Origin of the sequence: Curtobacterium sp. MCBD17_040 (assembly GCF_003234805.2) — a bacterium.
Classification (GTDB): Bacteria; Actinomycetota; Actinomycetes; order Actinomycetales; family Microbacteriaceae; genus Curtobacterium.
In genome coordinates this window covers 531,831-545,847 of the sequence record NZ_CP126273.1, presented here as the reverse complement: position 1 = coordinate 545,847, position 14,017 = coordinate 531,831, and the positions used below count along the sequence as shown (strand labels likewise).

Below are 14,017 nucleotides of genomic sequence, written 5' to 3'. Positions count from 1 at the left end.
CCGACGCACCCCCGGCCGACCAGCCGCCCCTCAGTGCACCCGAACCGGCTGCCCCGCCGCACCCCCGCGTGCGATGTGCAGCAGGACCGGCAGCCGCATCCCGAGCACGGCGTCGAGGTCGCCGACGACGTCCTCGATCCGCGTCGTGAGATCTCGCGGCGCCGAACCCTGCCGGGGCCGGACCCGGATCCGAACGGCACGGGCGCCCCGGACGCGGTAGACGTCCACGGCGAGCGAGTGGACCTCGGGCAGCGCACCGATGGCCGAGGACAGCGCGTGCTGCACCGCGGTGGAGTCGATGGTCACGAGGCCGTCGACGGGGGCGGCGGTGCCCTCGTCCTCGATCACCGTGGCGACCCGACCGCCACCGCGGGTGGCGAGCACCACGAGCGCGAGGACCGCGACGAGCAGGGCCACACCGAGCGCGATGGACCACGCCGTGACCGACGCCGGACGGTCGGCACCGGAGCCGAACCCGGCGAGGGCGCCCGGCGCGATGCGGTGCCACGTCCGTGCGGCACCCGGCACGGTGCCGAGCGCGACCACGGCGAGCCCACCGGCCAGGAGCACCAGGCCGACGAGGACGAGCAGCACGCGGCCGAGGGTGCGGTTGCTCGCGGTCATCCGTCGACCCTCCCGGCCGGTTGCACGCGCACCCGCACGCTGATCGCGGGTGTGGGGTCGATCGTGGCGACCTCGGCGCGCACGGCCTCGGTCACGGCGACGACGGGGACGTCGACGCCGGCGGCGGGCCGCAGCACGACCTCGGCGGTTCGGCGCCCGACGGTGCCGACCGCGCCCTCCGGGCCGAGGCGCGTGACGCTGCGGGCGGCGCGCGCGGTGGCGGAGGCCAGCACCTCGTCGTCGACGACGACGGCGAGCCGCTGTGACGGCATCGTGTGCCGCGCGCGCCGCTTCGGCAGCACACCGAGCAGCACGAGGACGAGCCCGAGGAACGCCACGAGCCCGCCCACCACGTCCAGGACCGGGAGGACCGTCCCGGCCGGAGCGGCGACGGCCGCGTCGACGACGGTGCGCGGTTCGAACCCCGCGAGGCGTTCGTGGAGCAGGACGAGGACCGCGGCGAGCGCCACGGCGGCGGCCACGAGGACGACGCAGACCATGGTGACGGAGACGGCGACGGACCGGGAGACGTGCGTCTCGCGCCGCAGGAGCCGACGGTGCACGCGGTCGTGCTCGGCGGGGTCGTCGGCGGACCGGTCACGGGGGTCGCCGAAGCCGGGCGGGGCGGCGAGACCGTGCGGCGATCCGCGGCCGTGGGAGGCGCGGGGACCGTCGGGACCGTCGAGACCGTGGGGGCCGTCTGGCGAGCCGGCGCGGTCGCCGGTCTCCATGCTCATCGGACCCGCCCCGGGACCTCGACGATCGACGACGTGAACACCACGGACACACGGGACACGTGACGCCCGGTCACGGTGTGCACCCGTTCGGCGATGACGCCGCGGGCGCGGTGCGTGCGGGCGAGGACCGGCTCGTCGGGCACCCGGTGCGAGCCGAGCTGTGGCAGCGCGAGCGGTCCGCGGACCTCGATCGCCAGGGCACCGCGGCCGTCGTCGGCGACGCGCGCGCGGACCTCGCGGACGGGCACGTGCAGGGCCTCGGCGGCGGCGGCCTGCGCGGTGTGGACGAGGGCGGGCGCGGCGATGCGGTCCCAGCCGGGGACGGGCCTCCCGGCCGACCCGGCCGACCCCACCGGCCCGTTCGGCTCACTCGTCACGACGAACTCCGGCGTCCACGCAGGACGTCGGCGAGCCGGCGGACGTCGATGTCGCCGCTGACGAGCCGTCCGACCAGGGCGCCGACGGCCATGAACACCGCGACGACGACGAACGCCCAGAACCCGAGCGTCACGGCCACGATCGCGAGGACCGCGCCGGCGCCCATGCCGACCACCGTGGCGTTCACTGGACCCGCGCCTCGGTCGGTTCGCCGTTCAACGCGGGGATGTTGACGTCGTTGATCGCGACGTTGACCTCGGTGACCTCCAGGCCGACGAGCGTGGTCAGGGCGGCGGTGACGGCCGAGCGGACGTCCTGTGCGACCTCCATCATCGGCATCGGGTACTCGACCACGATGGTGAGGTCCACCGCGACCTGGGTCTCGCCGACCTCGACGCGGACGCCCTGCCCGAGGTCGCTCGAACCGATGGCGTCGCGGATGGCCCCGAACGCGCGGGCGGTGTTGCCGCCGAGGGCGAAGACGCCGGGGACCTCGCGCGCCGCGATCCCGGCCACCTTCGCGACGACCGCGTCGTCGATGACGGTCCGGCCGTGCGTCGTGACCTCGGTGGTCGTGGTGGGGTCCGCGACGACCGCGCTCGAACCGTCGACGCGCGAGGACCCGCCCGCCGTCGTGCGCGCTGTCGTCACCCGCGTCGTGCTCGCGCCGGTCGTGCCCGCGCGGCCGGGGGTCGCCGCTCCGCCCGCGCCGTTCGTGGTGGTTGCCATGTCCGCTCCCGTCGTCGATGTCGTGATGGAGGTCCTGCGACCGTGCGCCGCGGGCGCCGGGTCTGCCGTCCAACCAACACCCTGCCGTGCGGGGCCGACCGCCCCGGTCGGGAGACCCCCAGGGACCGCCGGGCGTCGGGGGCGGCCGGTAGGTTCGTCACCATGCGTGTCGCCTCGTGGAACGTCAACTCGATCCGATCCCGCGCCTCCCGTGTGGTCGACTGGCTCGTGCGTGAGGACGTCGACGTGCTCGGCATGCAGGAGATCAAGTGCAAGCCCGAGCAGTTCCCGGTCGACCTGTTCGAGGCCGCGGGCTACACCGTCGAGGCCCACGGCCTGAACCAGTGGAACGGCGTCGCGTTCGCCAGCCGGCTGCCGATGGAGGACGTGACGCGCGACTTCCCGACGCAGCCCGGGTTCCTCAAGGGGCACGAGGGCGACGACGTCCCCGTGGAGGCCCGCGCGATGGGTGTGACGGTCGACGGCGTGCGGCTGTGGAGCCTGTACGTGCCGAACGGCCGCGCGGTCGGCGACCCCCACTACACGTACAAGCTCGACTGGCTCGCGCGGCTGGCGGCCCGCACCGAGGAGTGGATCGCCGCCGCTCCGGACCAGCCGCTCGCGCTCATGGGCGACTGGAACGTCGCCCCCTTCGACGAGGACGTCTGGGACCGCGCGCTGTTCGAGGGCCACACGCACGTGTCCGAGCCGGAGCGGGCCGCGTTCCGCGCGTTCGAGGGCATCGGGCTGACCGACGTCGTCCGGCCGCTCGTGCCCACCGGGTACACCTACTGGGACTACAAGCAGCTGCGGTTCCCGCGGAACGAGGGCATGCGCATCGACTTCGTCATGGGGTCCCCCGCATTCGCCGAGGTCGTCACGGCAGCCGCCATCCACCGCAACGAGCGCAAGGGCGACGCCCCGAGCGACCACGTGCCGGTGAGCGTCGACCTCGACCTCGACACGAGCCTCGACGACGACCGCCCGATGATCTTCTGACGCGGCATCCGCCGGACGGGAGGGCCGGGGCGGGCCGGTCCCGCGCCTCCCGGCCGGCGGTGGCGTCAGTGCAGCAGCGCCGCCACGACGACGAGGACGGGCACCGCGCCGATCGTCGACACGAGCACGACGTCCCGCGCGACGGGCACGGCCGCGTCGTACCGCTGCGCGTAGTTGAAGACGTTCTGCGCCGTCGGCAACCCGGCGAGCACCGTCAGGACGAACAGGTGCTCGTGCGACACGTGGAACACGAAGCGCGCGATGACGTAGGCGAGCACCGGCATCACGAACAGCTTGAGCGCGCTCGCCACGACCACGTCCACCCGGGTGTCCGGGTCACGGAAGGGCGCGTTGCCGTGCAGGCTCATCCCGAACGACAGCAGGACGACGGGTACCGCGGCCGCGCCGACGAGCGAGAACGGCTCCATCACCGGGTCGGGGATCCGCACGCCGGTCAGCGACACGACCAGGCCGAGGAGGGACGCGATGATGAGCGGGTTGCTCACCGGTCCGAGGATCCGCCGCCGCAGGCCCCCGCCCGAGGACGTCGCCGTGTCGAGGATCGTCAGCGCGATCGGCGCGAGCACGACGAGCTGCAGCAGGATGACCGGCACCACGTACGCCGGATGGCCGAGCACGTAGACGGCGACGGGCAGGCCGATGTTGTTCGAGTTGACGTACCCGGCGGCGAGCGCCCCGACCGTGGTCTGGGCGAGGTCGCGGCGCAGCACGAACCGGAACACGGCGGCGGTCCCGAGCGCGACGACGAGCGCGGTCACGAGCGACACCACGAGCATCTCGGACAGCAGCACGTGGATGTCCGCCGTCGCGATCGTGTGGAACAGCAGGCACGGGGTCAGGACGAAGAACACGAGCCGACTCATGACGAACTGCGCGTGCGGGCCGAGGACCCCGAGCCGTCCGACGAGGTACCCCGTGGCGATCACGGCGCCGATGATCGCGAACCCGATCAGCACTCCGCTCACGGGTCCATCCTGGCATCGAGCGCATCGGCGGAGGGACGGCCGTCTGATCCGACATCGGGCGCCGGTCGGAGTCGACGACACCCGTGGGAATACGTTCGCATGGAACACCGTTGGGAGGCACCATGACCGCAACGTCCGACACCACCACGCTGACCCGTTCCACCGACTCCAGCCGCCCGCTCGTGCCGCTGCTCGAGGAGCGCTGGAGCCCCCGCTCGTTCGACGAGACGGCGACGATCGACGACGACACCGTGACCACGCTGCTCGAGGCCGCGCGCTGGGCCCCGTCCGCGTCGAACACCCAGCCCCGCCGGTTCGTGGTGGGCCGCCGCGGCACCCCGACCTTCGACGTGATCATGGAGCACCTCATGGGCTTCAACCAGGCGTGGGCGCACCGCGCGAGCGCCCTCGTCGTCGCGATCGCCGAGACCGCTGACGAGGACGGTCAGCCCCGCCGCTGGGCGGAGTACGACCTCGGTCAGGCGATCGCCGCGCTCGCCGTCCAAGCGCACGCCGAGGGGCTGCACGTGCACCAGCTCGGCGGCATCGACGTCGACGGTCTCCGCACCGCGTTCGCGTTGCCCGAGCGCTTCGTGCCCGTCACCGTGACCGCGATCGGGACGGTCGCCGACCCGTCGCAGCTCGACGAGCAGGCCGCCGCCCGCGAACTCGCGCCCCGCACGCGCCTGCCCCTCGACGAGCTGGTGCTCGCGCGCGACTGACCCCGGGGCCCCTGTTCCGCCGAGATCGCAGAAGATGCCGCTTCGACCCCTGTCAGAGCGGCATCTTCTGCGATCTCGGCGAGGGGGTGGGCGGGACGCGCCCCGGCAAGGGCGGGCAGCGCCCCGTCAGGGGCGCGGCGGCCGCACGGCCCTGAGCGCCGCGGCCACCAGGGCCTCGACCGGCTCCGCCGCGTCGAGCACCGTGCGCTCCGCCGCCCAGCGCTCCGCCGCCCATCCGTCGAGGGCGTCCGCACGCGGCGCCAGGGTGTCCCAACCCGGCTCCGGGAGGCGCGTGAAGCGCTGACCCCGGCCCTCCAGACGGGCGCGGTGCCGGTCCGGGTCCGCGAGCCGGAGCTCGAACCAGTGCGTCTCGGCGCCCGACCGTTCGGCGAGCCCGATCCACTGCTCGCGAGCGCGCGGGTCGTCGTTCACGGCGTCGACGACGACCGATCGTCCCACGGCGAGCTGCGCCTCCGCGACGCGTTCCACCACACCGTAGGCGGCGACACCCGTGGTGGACCCGGCAGGCAGCCCGGCCGCGAGCAGTGCGTCCTCGACGAGGTCGACGGCGAGCACGACCGCGTCGACCCGGGTCGCGAGCGCCGCGGCGAACGTCGACTTGCCGACACCGGGCAGCCCCGCCAGGACGATGAGCACGCGCTCACCCTACCGACGCTCGGGAGACCCCTGGCCAGCGCGGCCGGCCTCGTCCCCGCGGACCCTCCTGCCGCCCCGGCGCCTCTGCCAGGATGGTCGCCATGCCCGTACCCCGTCTCGTCGCCTTCGACCTCGACGACACCCTCGCCCCGTCGAAGTCCCCGCTCGACCCCCGCATGCTCGACACCTTCGCCCGCCTGCTCGACGCCGTGCCCGTCGCCGTCATCTCCGGCGGCCAGTTCGCCCAGTTCGACCAGCAGCTCGTCGCCCCGCTCCGGGCCCGTGACGGCCTCCGCCTCGACGACCTGCACCTCATGCCGACCTGCGGTACCCGCTACTACCGCTGGCTCGACGCCGACTGGCACCTGGAGTACGCCGAGGACCTGACCGAGGACGAGCGCACCCGAGCGATCGCCGCCGTCGAGGACCAGGCGAAGCAGGCCGGCCTGTGGGAGACCGAGACCTGGGGGCCGATCATCGAGGACCGCGGCTCGCAGATCACGTTCTCGGCGCTGGGACAGGCCGCTCCGGTCGACGCGAAGAAGGCGTGGGACCCCGACGGCAGCAAGAAGGACCACCTCAAGCGGCTCGTGCAGGCGCAGCTCCCCGACCTCGAGGTCCGCTCGGGCGGCTCCACGTCGATCGACATCACCCGCAAGGGCATCGACAAGGCGTACGGGATGACGAAACTCGCGCAGATCACGGGCATCGCGCTCGACGACATGCTGTTCGTCGGCGACCGCCTCGACCCGGAGGGCAACGACTACCCCGTCAAGGCGCTCGGCGTCCCCTGCCACGCGGTCACGGGCTGGCCGGACACCGCCGACTACCTCGACGAGCTCATCCCCCGCTTCCGGGCGCCCGTCGTCTGACGCCGGCCCGCGCATGCGCTGACCGGGAGGCCCGGCCCGGCCCCGTCCCTCCTGTCCGGCCCCGCAGGTGCGCGCTTGGACGACGAGTGCGCCTGCAGACGACGGCGCAGTTGTCGTCGGCGCGCGCCCGCTCGTCGTCGGCGCGCGCCCGCGACACCGCGGCCCGCCCCTCGCCTCCGCGGCGGGTCAGGCGATGCTGCGGACGGCCTCGACGAACGCCCGGATGCGCGCCGGGTCCTTGACGCCGCGCGAGGACTCGACGCCGCTCGACACGTCCACGCCGTCCGGGTCCAACAGCTGCACGGCGGCGCGGACGTTCGCCGGCGTGAGTCCACCCGCGAGGATCCAGGCCTCGTCGACGCGTCCGGCGATCGTGCTCGGGTCGACGAGCTTGCCGGCCCCGGGTTCCGCTGCGTCGAGCAGGAGCAGGTCGTGGTCGTACGCGGCGCGCTGCTCGGGCGTCTCGCGGAGGTAGTCCTGGGCCGCCACCGCCCGGATCGTGAAGAACCCGGCGTCGCGTGCGCGCGCGAAGTCCGACGGGGTCTCGTCGCCGTGGAGCTGGAGCGTCGTGAGCCCCACCGCCGAGGCGACCCCGACGATCTCGTCGATCTCCTGGTCGCGGAACACCCCGACCGCGTCGATGCCCTCCGGCACCCGCTCGACGAGTTCCTTCGCCTGGTCGGCCGTGACCGTGCGGGGGCTCCCCGCCGCGAACACGAAGCCGAGCGCATCGGCTCCGGCGTCGATCGCGGCGTCCACCGTCTCGGGGGTCGACAGTCCGCAGATCTTGATCCAGAGGGCGTCGGTGGTCATGCTCCGATCCTGCCCGACCGCACCTGCGCTGTCACGGCCGCGGGTCCGTCGGCGTCGCCCCGGGCGTTTCCCGTGACCCTCGGTGCTCGACCCGTGCCGACCCCGCCGGGCGAGAGCGCACGACGCGTCGCTCGGGTTCAGAGGAAGCGGCGCGTGGTGCACCCTCGGCGAAAGCACCCGGCGTGCCCGTGCACCCTCGGCGTCGTCTAGTGCACGGCAGCGCCGAGCAGGTACGACCCGAAACAGGCCGCGACCACGCCGATGCCGGCCAGGCTGCCGACGATCGTGTTCCGGCGGCGCCACCGCCGCACCGCGTCGAACGTGCCCCGGCGGGTGTGCCGGTGTGCGGCGCGGTGCAGCCGGTGCTCGGCACGGTGCGACGAACGGGAGGACCGGGTCCGGCCGAGCGGGACCGGTCCCGTGACGCGGGACGCGCCTCCACGCAGGACGCGGGCGACGGTGACGGCGCTCGGCCGCTCCTCGGGTTCACGCGACGTCATCGCCACGAGGAGGTCACGCCACTCGCTGCCGACCGTCTCGGGGATCTCGGGGTCGTGCTGCAACCGGGCGAGGGCGGCCTCGATGACCGTGCCCGAGTACTCCTGCTTGCCGGTGAGGGCCTCGAGGAGCACCAGGCCGAGGGAGTACACGTCGGTCGCGAACGTGATGGACTCGCCCGCGACCTGCTCGGGGCTGAGGTACGCGGCGGTACCGATGATCGTGCCGTCGCCGGTCAGGCGGGAGCCGTCGACGAAGTGGGCGACGCCGAAGTCGGTGAGCTTGACGGTGCGGGCGAACCCGGCGGAGCCCTCGTCGTTGATGAGGATGTTCGCCGGCTTGACGTCCCGGTGCACGATGCCGCGGGCGTGCACGTACGCCAGGGCGTCGGCGAGCTGCGCCCCGAGCGAGGCGACCTCGTAGTTGTGCAGGGGTCCGTCGGCGAGGCGGCGCAGGAGCGTCGGGTCGGAGATGAGCTCCATGACGATGAACCGGTGGGGCCCGTCGACGAGTTCGTGGGTCCCGGCGTCGTACAGCGGGATGAGTCCGGGGTGGCTCAACATGCTCAGCAGCCGGATCTCGCGCTCCTGGCGGACCCGGTCCGCGTGCGTCATCGACTGGGGCGTCGCGAACAGCTTGATGGCGACGTCGCGGTAGGTGTGCTCGTCACGGGCGCGGTACACGGTCCCCATGCCGCCGGTGCCGATCACCTCCGTCAGCCGGTATCGCCCGGCGAGGACGGTGTCGGCCGTCACCGTGCTGGAGACCAGACTCATTCGGGTTCGTCGATCCTCTCGGGGCGCCGGGGGTGCGCAGCGCGTCGCTGGGTGGGCGATGCACCGTCCACGCTACGCGTGCACCTCCGGCGCGCATGCCGTGTTATCCACTTGTGACCGGTGGATGTACCGCGAGCGCTGCACGTCCTCGCAGGTCGCCGGGTACGGTCCAGCGCATGGCGATCCACGAGGGCGACGAGGTGCACTGGAACACCTCGCAGGGCGAGACGACCGGCACCGCGCGCGAGAAGAAGACGAAGGACTTCACGTTCGACGGGCAGGACTTCAAGCCCACCGACGACGACCCGTACTGGATCGTCGAGTCGGCCAAGTCCGGCAAGAAGGCCGCGCACAAGGAGTCGGCGCTCCGGTCCTGAGGGCAGTTCCCCGGCCGTACCGGTGATCCCGGCGGCACCTGCGCGTGTCGACGACAACTGCGCGTGCTGGCGCGAGCGCAGTTGTCGTCCGCGCGCGCACGACCCGCGCACGACGAGCGCGCACGACGAGCCGCGCAGTCGGGCTCGAGGGGCTCAGCCCCGCTGCCGGCGCTCCCGCCCACGACGCCGGACGCGCCGCACGACGAACACGGCGACGACGGCCACGAGCGCGGCGTACACACCGCGGTCGATCCACGCCGACCAGCCCTCGAGCAGCTCCCACCGCGAGCCGAGCGCCGCACCCGCGAGGACGAGCGCCGTGTTCCACACGACGCTGCCGAGCACGGTGCACACCGAGAACGTCACGAGGTGCATCCGCCCGGCACCGGCCGGCAGCGAGACGAGGCTCCGCACGCCGGGCACGAGCCGCCCGAGGAACACCGCCGCCGCTCCGTGCCGGTCGAACCAGTGCGCGGCGCGACGCAGGTCGTCCTCGTCGACGAGCGGCAACCGCGCCGCCCACCCGATCGAGCGCTCGAGTCCGACCCGGGCCCCGAGCGCGTAGAGGGCGAGCGCCCCGAGCCACGAGCCGATGGTCGCCGCGACGAGGACGAGCGCCAGGTCCATCGCTCCCGCGCCGGCGAGGAACCCGGCGAGGGGCAGGATGACCTCGCTCGGGATCGGCGGGAACACGGTCTCCGCGAACAGCAGGAGTCCGACGCCCCACTCGCCCAGGCGGTCGACCACCTCGAGCACGAACCCCGTGAGGCCGCCGACCCCGCTCGGACCGTCGGTGCGGGCGGTGGCGGTCATCGTCATGCCCGCACGGTACCGACGGCGCCTGGACACGCGGTGCCCTGTGGCCGGGCACCCCCTCGGAGTGGGAACGGGAGGCGGCGCCCAGTCGGACGCCCGCCTCCCGCCGATGCCACCCCGGCATCTCCACCCCGGCGCCACCCCTGACGCCGGAGACCCCCGGACACTACCGCGTCCGGCCGTGTGCGACCAGTCCCGCCGGTGGCACCCGGCGTCGGTCTCAGGCGCCGACGGGAGGACGCTCGAACGGCACCTCGCCGTGGTCGCTCACGCCCGCGCGCTGGCGGTAGGACAGGTGCCCACCGAGGTAGCCGCCGCCGGACACGACCACGAGTCCGAGCATGCCGAGGACCTTGCCCCGCAGGTGGTTCCCGCGCTTCCGCTGCCACCACGACAGCCCGTAGAGCGTCATCGCGGTGCCGTTCACCACGGCGTGCACGTACCCCGTGCGCTGCTGCTCGCGATCGAGCTCCGACCAGTCGGTGAGCCCGGCCGTGGTCGCGACGCCGGCCGACACCACGCCGACGCCGACGAGCGTTCGGGACGACCGGTGCGTCCCCGGCAGCAGGTCGAGCAGGGCCGAGGACAGCCACGCGCCGAGGGGTACCTGGACCATGAGCGGGTGCAGCGGGTGCCCGAACGGCACGCCGTGCAGCAGCTGCTTCAGGGCGTCGGGCTGGACGAGGGCCTTGACGGCCTTCACGTCGACGTCGATGAGCTTGTCGAGCACGCTCGCGTGCTCGATCGCGCTGGTCAGACTCTGCAGTGCACGGATCTCCCGCATGACGCTCCCTCGGATCGGCTGTCCCAGACCGTAGTCGGCGGACGGGAGGCCCGCTCGGGTCGGTCCCGGACCTCCCGGCCGGTACGCAGGAACCCGGGGACGGGAGGCGCGGCGACCGTCCGGTGCCGCGCCTCCCGTCCGTCCCGGGTCATGCGGCCGCGAGCGCCGACGTCGGCGGGATCCGTGCCGCCCGCGCGGCTGGGTAGATGCCCGAGACGCCGCCGATGAGGACGGTCGCCCCGACCCCGCCGAGGACCGCCCACGCCGGGATCGCGACCGGCCACCCCTGGGCGAGCGCGAACCCGACCGTCACGGCGACCCCGATCGTGACGCCGGCCACGCCGCCGAGGAGCGACAGGAGCAGCGACTCGACGAGGAACTGGTCGCGGATGTCCCGTCGGCGTGCCCCGAGCGACCGGCGGACCCCGACCTCGGCTCGGCGCTCGAGCACCGTGATGACCATGGTGTTCGCCACGCCGATGCCGCCGACGAGCAGCGCGACACCGCCGATACCGACGAGCAGGCCGGTGAACGAGTCCTGCGACGCGTTCTTCGCGGCGAGCGCGTCGGAGGGCCGGGTCACGGCGACGTCCTTCGGGTGGAGGGGACTGATCGACCGGGGCAACCGTTCGCGGGCCTCGGCGACCGCGTCCGGGTCCACCCGCGTGAGGATCTGCGTCGGATGCCCGTCGAACCCCATCCCTGCGGCCGTGGAGCGCGGGATGAACACCTGCGTGTCGAGCTGCGGCGCGAGGGCGAGTGGCTCGAGGATCCCGACGACCGCCAGCCGATGTCCGTCCGTCCAGATCGCGGTGTCGTCCGTGACCCGGTCGATCCCCAGGCGCTTCGCCGCTTCCGCGCCCAGGACCGCCTGCTCCGGCGCGGATGCGTCGTCCGCGCCGACGAGCCAGTGCCCCGCGGCGAACCGACCGGCGAGCACGCGTGGGACGTCGCCGAACGCGGCCACGAGGCCGATGCCCTTCGACTCGAGCGCGGGGACCCGGGCGCTCCGGTAGACGCGTCCGTCCTCGACCCGCCCGACACCGGCGGCGTCGAGGACGTCGGACTGTCGGACGGCCGTCGACACCCCGTCGACGGGGAGCGGTTCCGGCTCGCCGAAGCCGGTGGCCTGCTGTGCCGCGAGCACGTTCGTCCCGAGCGCGTCGAGCAGGGCGTCGAGCTTCGCCTTGCTCGAGCTCGAGATGCCGACCACCGCGACCATCGCGGCGATGCCGATCGCGATGCCGAGCGCCGAGAGGACGACCCGGGTGGGACGGGTCCGCAGCCCGAACAGTCCGAGCCGCACCAGGTCGCCGGCGTGGACATGGCCGGTCGCGGTCATGCCCGCGCCTCCGTCCCCGTGCCCGCTGCCCGGATCGCGTCGGCGAGCGTCGTGGCGTCGACGCGCCCACCGCGTCCGTCGTGCCCGTCGCCTCCGCCGTGGGTCTCGTCCGCGATCCGGCCGTCGCGCATGCGCACCTGCCGGGGCAACGAGGCCGCGAGCTCGAGGTCGTGGGTGATCACGAGCACCGTGGTGCCCCCCGCGTTGAGTTCACGGAGCAGGTCGAGCACCGCTGCGCCCGACGCGGTGTCGAGCGCGCCCGTCGGCTCGTCGGCGAGGAGCACGGTGGGGTCGCCCACGATGGCCCGGGCGATCGCGACGCGCTGCTTCTCGCCGCCGGAGAGTTCGTGCGGACGGTGGTCGAGCCGGTGTCCGAGCCCGACCCTGCGGAGCGCGTCCGCGGCCCGTTCGGTGCGCTCGCGGCGGCCGGTGCCCGTGTAGAGCAGGCCGTCGGCGACGTTCTCGACGGCGGTGGCGCCCTGCGCCAGGTGGAAGTGCTGGAACACGAACCCGATGTGGTCCGCGCGGAGCCGCGACACCGCGTCGTCGGACATCGTGCCGACGTCGTGCCCGGCGATGACGACCCGGCCCTCGGTCGGCAGGTCGAGGGTGCCGATGACGTTGAGCATCGTCGACTTGCCGGAGCCACTCGGCCCGACGACCGCGACGAGTTCGCCCGCCGACACCCGCAGGTCGATCCCGCGCAGGGCCTCGACCTCGCCGTACCGCTTCGTGACGCCCTCGAGGACCAGGACGCGGCCCTCCGGGTCGTCCGGCGCCGTCGTCCGCCGGGGGACGGTCGCGACCGCGGTCATGACGGCACCACCACCCGGTCGCCCTCGTGGACCCCGCCGCTGACCTCGACGCGCCCGTCGGCCGCGAACCCGACCTCGACCGGTACCCGCTCGGTCTCGCCCGACGCCCGGACGCGATCCACGGCGTACCCGTCGCCGCGCGCGGCCAGCAGTGCCCCGACCGGGACCGAGAGCACCCCCTTCCGCGTCTCGCCCTCCACCTGGACGTCCACGCCAGCCGCCTCGGCCACGCCCGACGGGACCGCGGCACGGAGGTCGATCTCGACGACCAGGCCGCCGTCGTCCGACGACGGGTCCGCGCCCACCGAGCGCACCGTGCCGTCGACGTGCTCGGTCGATCCGGAGAAGCCGACCGAGACGGTGGACCCGACCGGGAACGAGCCGGCCGCGAGTTCGTCGATCGGGACCGTCACGGTGCGGGTGGTGCTCGTGTACCCGTAGAGCGGTCCACTCGCCGGGGAACCGACCGTGGCCTTCGGCTCGGCGACGCGCACGTCCCCGTCCACGAAGGCGATGTCGTCCGCCGTGAGCCGTCCGGTCACCGCGAACCCGCGGTCCCGCTGCCACTGACGCACCGCCGCGGCCGTCCGAGTGCCGAAGCGGTCGTCCTGCGCGACGTCGTACCCGAGGGCAGCGAGGTTCCGGTTGAGCTGCGCCACGTCGGTGCCGCGCAGGCCCCGTTCGAGCGGACGCCACAGTGGGACCGCGCCGTGCATCGCCCGGACCGGCCGTTCGTCGCGCCAGTACAGCGCCTCGTCCCGGTGCACGACCTGTCCGTAGTCGGGCAGGCCGGTCAGGGTGCCGCTCCCGGACCCGAGCAGGTCCTTCGGCGTCCCGTGGCCGAGCGTGCCCGCGAACGTGCGGCGTTCCGTGAGGTCGCCCCGGACGACGGGTGCCGTGGGGCGTCCGTCCGCGGTGCGCTTCGGGGCTCCGCCCCCGGAGGACGGGGTCGCGCTCGCGGACGCGGCCTTGCCGGGCGCGGCGACCGCGCGATCGTCCTCGGGCACGACGGTCGTCACCGCGACCGTGGCGCTCGCGACCACCACCACGACCGCGGCGCCGACGGTGACCGCCGTCCCGCGGCGCACCCGC

General features: G+C 74.0%; 18 protein-coding genes. 4 read left to right on the top strand and 14 right to left on the bottom strand.

The window, feature by feature from the left end:
• Positions 1 to 30: 30 nt before the first annotated feature.
• The 5 genes from DEI94_RS02630 to DEI94_RS02610 are packed head-to-tail and all read right to left on the bottom strand — an operon-like array spanning position 31 to position 2,468.
• Positions 31 to 624 carry a hypothetical protein gene (locus DEI94_RS02630; RefSeq protein ID WP_111027543.1) on the bottom strand — a complete coding sequence of 198 codons (594 nt, stop codon included), beginning with the start codon at positions 622 to 624 and terminating at the stop codon, positions 31 to 33.
• Positions 621 to 1,361, bottom strand: a complete 741-nt coding sequence (locus tag DEI94_RS02625) for a hypothetical protein (protein WP_181441880.1) — start codon at positions 1,359 to 1,361, stop codon at positions 621 to 623. The genes DEI94_RS02630 and DEI94_RS02625 overlap by 4 nt, the downstream gene beginning before the upstream one ends.
• Positions 1,358 to 1,738 carry a hypothetical protein gene (locus tag DEI94_RS02620; RefSeq protein WP_111027542.1) on the bottom strand — a complete coding sequence of 127 codons (381 nt, stop codon included), beginning with the start codon at positions 1,736 to 1,738 and terminating at the stop codon, positions 1,358 to 1,360. The genes DEI94_RS02625 and DEI94_RS02620 overlap by 4 nt, the downstream gene beginning before the upstream one ends.
• A complete protein-coding gene (locus DEI94_RS02615; protein WP_111009649.1) occupies positions 1,735 to 1,926 on the bottom strand; it encodes a DUF2273 domain-containing protein in 192 nt (63 codons plus the stop codon). The genes DEI94_RS02620 and DEI94_RS02615 overlap by 4 nt, the downstream gene beginning before the upstream one ends.
• A complete protein-coding gene (locus tag DEI94_RS02610) occupies positions 1,923 to 2,468 on the bottom strand; it encodes an Asp23/Gls24 family envelope stress response protein (protein ID WP_111012263.1) in 546 nt (181 codons plus the stop codon). Before DEI94_RS02610 ends, DEI94_RS02615 begins: the two co-directional genes overlap by 4 nt.
• Positions 2,469 to 2,630: 162 nt before the next feature.
• On the opposite strand from DEI94_RS02610, the gene DEI94_RS02605 reads away from it, so the two are divergent.
• Entirely contained in the window at positions 2,631 to 3,467 is an 837-nt protein-coding gene (locus DEI94_RS02605) for an exodeoxyribonuclease III (RefSeq protein WP_111027541.1), read from the top strand.
• A 65-nt stretch (positions 3,468 to 3,532) separates the two neighbouring features.
• Here the strand turns inward: DEI94_RS02605 and DEI94_RS02600 are convergent, their stop codons facing one another.
• Positions 3,533 to 4,453: an AEC family transporter gene (locus DEI94_RS02600; protein WP_111012261.1), complete on the bottom strand. Its 921-nt coding sequence runs from the start codon at positions 4,451 to 4,453 to the stop codon at positions 3,533 to 3,535.
• Positions 4,454 to 4,575: 122 nt separating this feature from the next.
• Between DEI94_RS02600 and DEI94_RS02595 the strand changes: the two genes are divergently transcribed.
• Positions 4,576 to 5,175, top strand: a complete 600-nt coding sequence (locus tag DEI94_RS02595) for a nitroreductase family protein (RefSeq protein WP_111009653.1) — start codon at positions 4,576 to 4,578, stop codon at positions 5,173 to 5,175.
• A gap of 126 nt (positions 5,176 to 5,301) precedes the next feature.
• Here the strand turns inward: DEI94_RS02595 and DEI94_RS02590 are convergent, their stop codons facing one another.
• Positions 5,302 to 5,832, bottom strand: a complete 531-nt coding sequence (locus DEI94_RS02590; RefSeq protein ID WP_111027540.1) for a P-loop nucleotide/nucleoside kinase family protein — start codon at positions 5,830 to 5,832, stop codon at positions 5,302 to 5,304.
• A 101-nt stretch (positions 5,833 to 5,933) separates the two neighbouring features.
• Between DEI94_RS02590 and DEI94_RS02585 the strand changes: the two genes are divergently transcribed.
• Positions 5,934 to 6,704, top strand: coding sequence for an HAD-IIB family hydrolase (locus DEI94_RS02585; protein WP_111012419.1), 771 nt, complete (start codon positions 5,934 to 5,936; stop codon positions 6,702 to 6,704).
• Between the two features lie 186 nt (positions 6,705 to 6,890).
• Here DEI94_RS02585 and DEI94_RS02580 read toward each other — a convergent pair whose 3' ends face one another.
• Positions 6,891 to 7,517, bottom strand: coding sequence for a phosphoribosylanthranilate isomerase (locus DEI94_RS02580; protein WP_111009656.1), 627 nt, complete (start codon positions 7,515 to 7,517; stop codon positions 6,891 to 6,893).
• A gap of 206 nt (positions 7,518 to 7,723) precedes the next feature.
• Complete coding sequence (locus tag DEI94_RS02575) at positions 7,724 to 8,791, bottom strand: serine/threonine-protein kinase (protein ID WP_111027539.1); 1,068 nt, start codon at positions 8,789 to 8,791, stop codon at positions 7,724 to 7,726.
• A 176-nt stretch (positions 8,792 to 8,967) separates the two neighbouring features.
• Here DEI94_RS02575 and DEI94_RS02570 point away from each other — a divergent pair, with 176 nt between their 5' ends.
• Positions 8,968 to 9,168: a hypervirulence associated TUDOR domain-containing protein gene (locus DEI94_RS02570; RefSeq protein ID WP_111009884.1), complete on the top strand. Its 201-nt coding sequence runs from the start codon at positions 8,968 to 8,970 to the stop codon at positions 9,166 to 9,168.
• A 153-nt stretch (positions 9,169 to 9,321) separates the two neighbouring features.
• Here DEI94_RS02570 and DEI94_RS02565 read toward each other — a convergent pair whose 3' ends face one another.
• The 5 genes from DEI94_RS02565 to DEI94_RS02545 form a co-directional block, all read right to left on the bottom strand.
• Positions 9,322 to 9,987 (bottom strand): DedA family protein, encoded by a 666-nt coding sequence (locus DEI94_RS02565; RefSeq protein WP_111012258.1) that lies wholly within the window; start codon positions 9,985 to 9,987, stop codon positions 9,322 to 9,324.
• Between the two features lie 217 nt (positions 9,988 to 10,204).
• On the bottom strand, positions 10,205 to 10,768 hold the full coding sequence (locus DEI94_RS02560) for a DUF2231 domain-containing protein (protein ID WP_111009659.1): 564 nt from the start codon (positions 10,766 to 10,768) through the stop codon (positions 10,205 to 10,207).
• Positions 10,769 to 10,916: 148 nt separating this feature from the next.
• Complete coding sequence (locus DEI94_RS02555; RefSeq protein ID WP_111009660.1) at positions 10,917 to 12,110, bottom strand: ABC transporter permease; 1,194 nt, start codon at positions 12,108 to 12,110, stop codon at positions 10,917 to 10,919.
• Positions 12,107 to 12,925: an ABC transporter ATP-binding protein gene (locus DEI94_RS02550; protein ID WP_111027538.1), complete on the bottom strand. Its 819-nt coding sequence runs from the start codon at positions 12,923 to 12,925 to the stop codon at positions 12,107 to 12,109. The genes DEI94_RS02555 and DEI94_RS02550 overlap by 4 nt, the downstream gene beginning before the upstream one ends.
• Positions 12,922 to 14,013: a peptidoglycan-binding protein gene (locus DEI94_RS02545; RefSeq protein ID WP_111009662.1), complete on the bottom strand. Its 1,092-nt coding sequence runs from the start codon at positions 14,011 to 14,013 to the stop codon at positions 12,922 to 12,924. Before DEI94_RS02545 ends, DEI94_RS02550 begins: the two co-directional genes overlap by 4 nt.
• Positions 14,014 to 14,017: the final 4 nt, after the last annotated feature.

Coding starts and splice junctions, on each gene's coding strand:
- DEI94_RS02550 (WP_111027538.1), bottom strand. CDS start 12,925: ATGACCGCGGTCGCGACCGTCCCCCGGCGGACGACGGCGCCGGACGAC.
- DEI94_RS02565 (WP_111012258.1), bottom strand. CDS start 9,987: ATGACGATGACCGCCACCGCCCGCACCGACGGTCCGAGCGGGGTCGGC.
- DEI94_RS02630 (WP_111027543.1), bottom strand. CDS start 624: ATGACCGCGAGCAACCGCACCCTCGGCCGCGTGCTGCTCGTCCTCGTC.
- DEI94_RS02610 (WP_111012263.1), bottom strand. CDS start 2,468: ATGGCAACCACCACGAACGGCGCGGGCGGAGCGGCGACCCCCGGCCGC.
- DEI94_RS02580 (WP_111009656.1), bottom strand. CDS start 7,517: ATGACCACCGACGCCCTCTGGATCAAGATCTGCGGACTGTCGACCCCC.
- DEI94_RS02605 (WP_111027541.1), top strand. CDS start 2,631: ATGCGTGTCGCCTCGTGGAACGTCAACTCGATCCGATCCCGCGCCTCC.
- DEI94_RS02555 (WP_111009660.1), bottom strand. CDS start 12,110: ATGACCGCGACCGGCCATGTCCACGCCGGCGACCTGGTGCGGCTCGGA.
- DEI94_RS02625 (WP_181441880.1), bottom strand. CDS start 1,361: ATGAGCATGGAGACCGGCGACCGCGCCGGCTCGCCAGACGGCCCCCAC.
- DEI94_RS02570 (WP_111009884.1), top strand. CDS start 8,968: ATGGCGATCCACGAGGGCGACGAGGTGCACTGGAACACCTCGCAGGGC.
- DEI94_RS02560 (WP_111009659.1), bottom strand. CDS start 10,768: ATGCGGGAGATCCGTGCACTGCAGAGTCTGACCAGCGCGATCGAGCAC.
- DEI94_RS02585 (WP_111012419.1), top strand. CDS start 5,934: ATGCCCGTACCCCGTCTCGTCGCCTTCGACCTCGACGACACCCTCGCC.
- DEI94_RS02595 (WP_111009653.1), top strand. CDS start 4,576: ATGACCGCAACGTCCGACACCACCACGCTGACCCGTTCCACCGACTCC.
- DEI94_RS02575 (WP_111027539.1), bottom strand. CDS start 8,791: ATGAGTCTGGTCTCCAGCACGGTGACGGCCGACACCGTCCTCGCCGGG.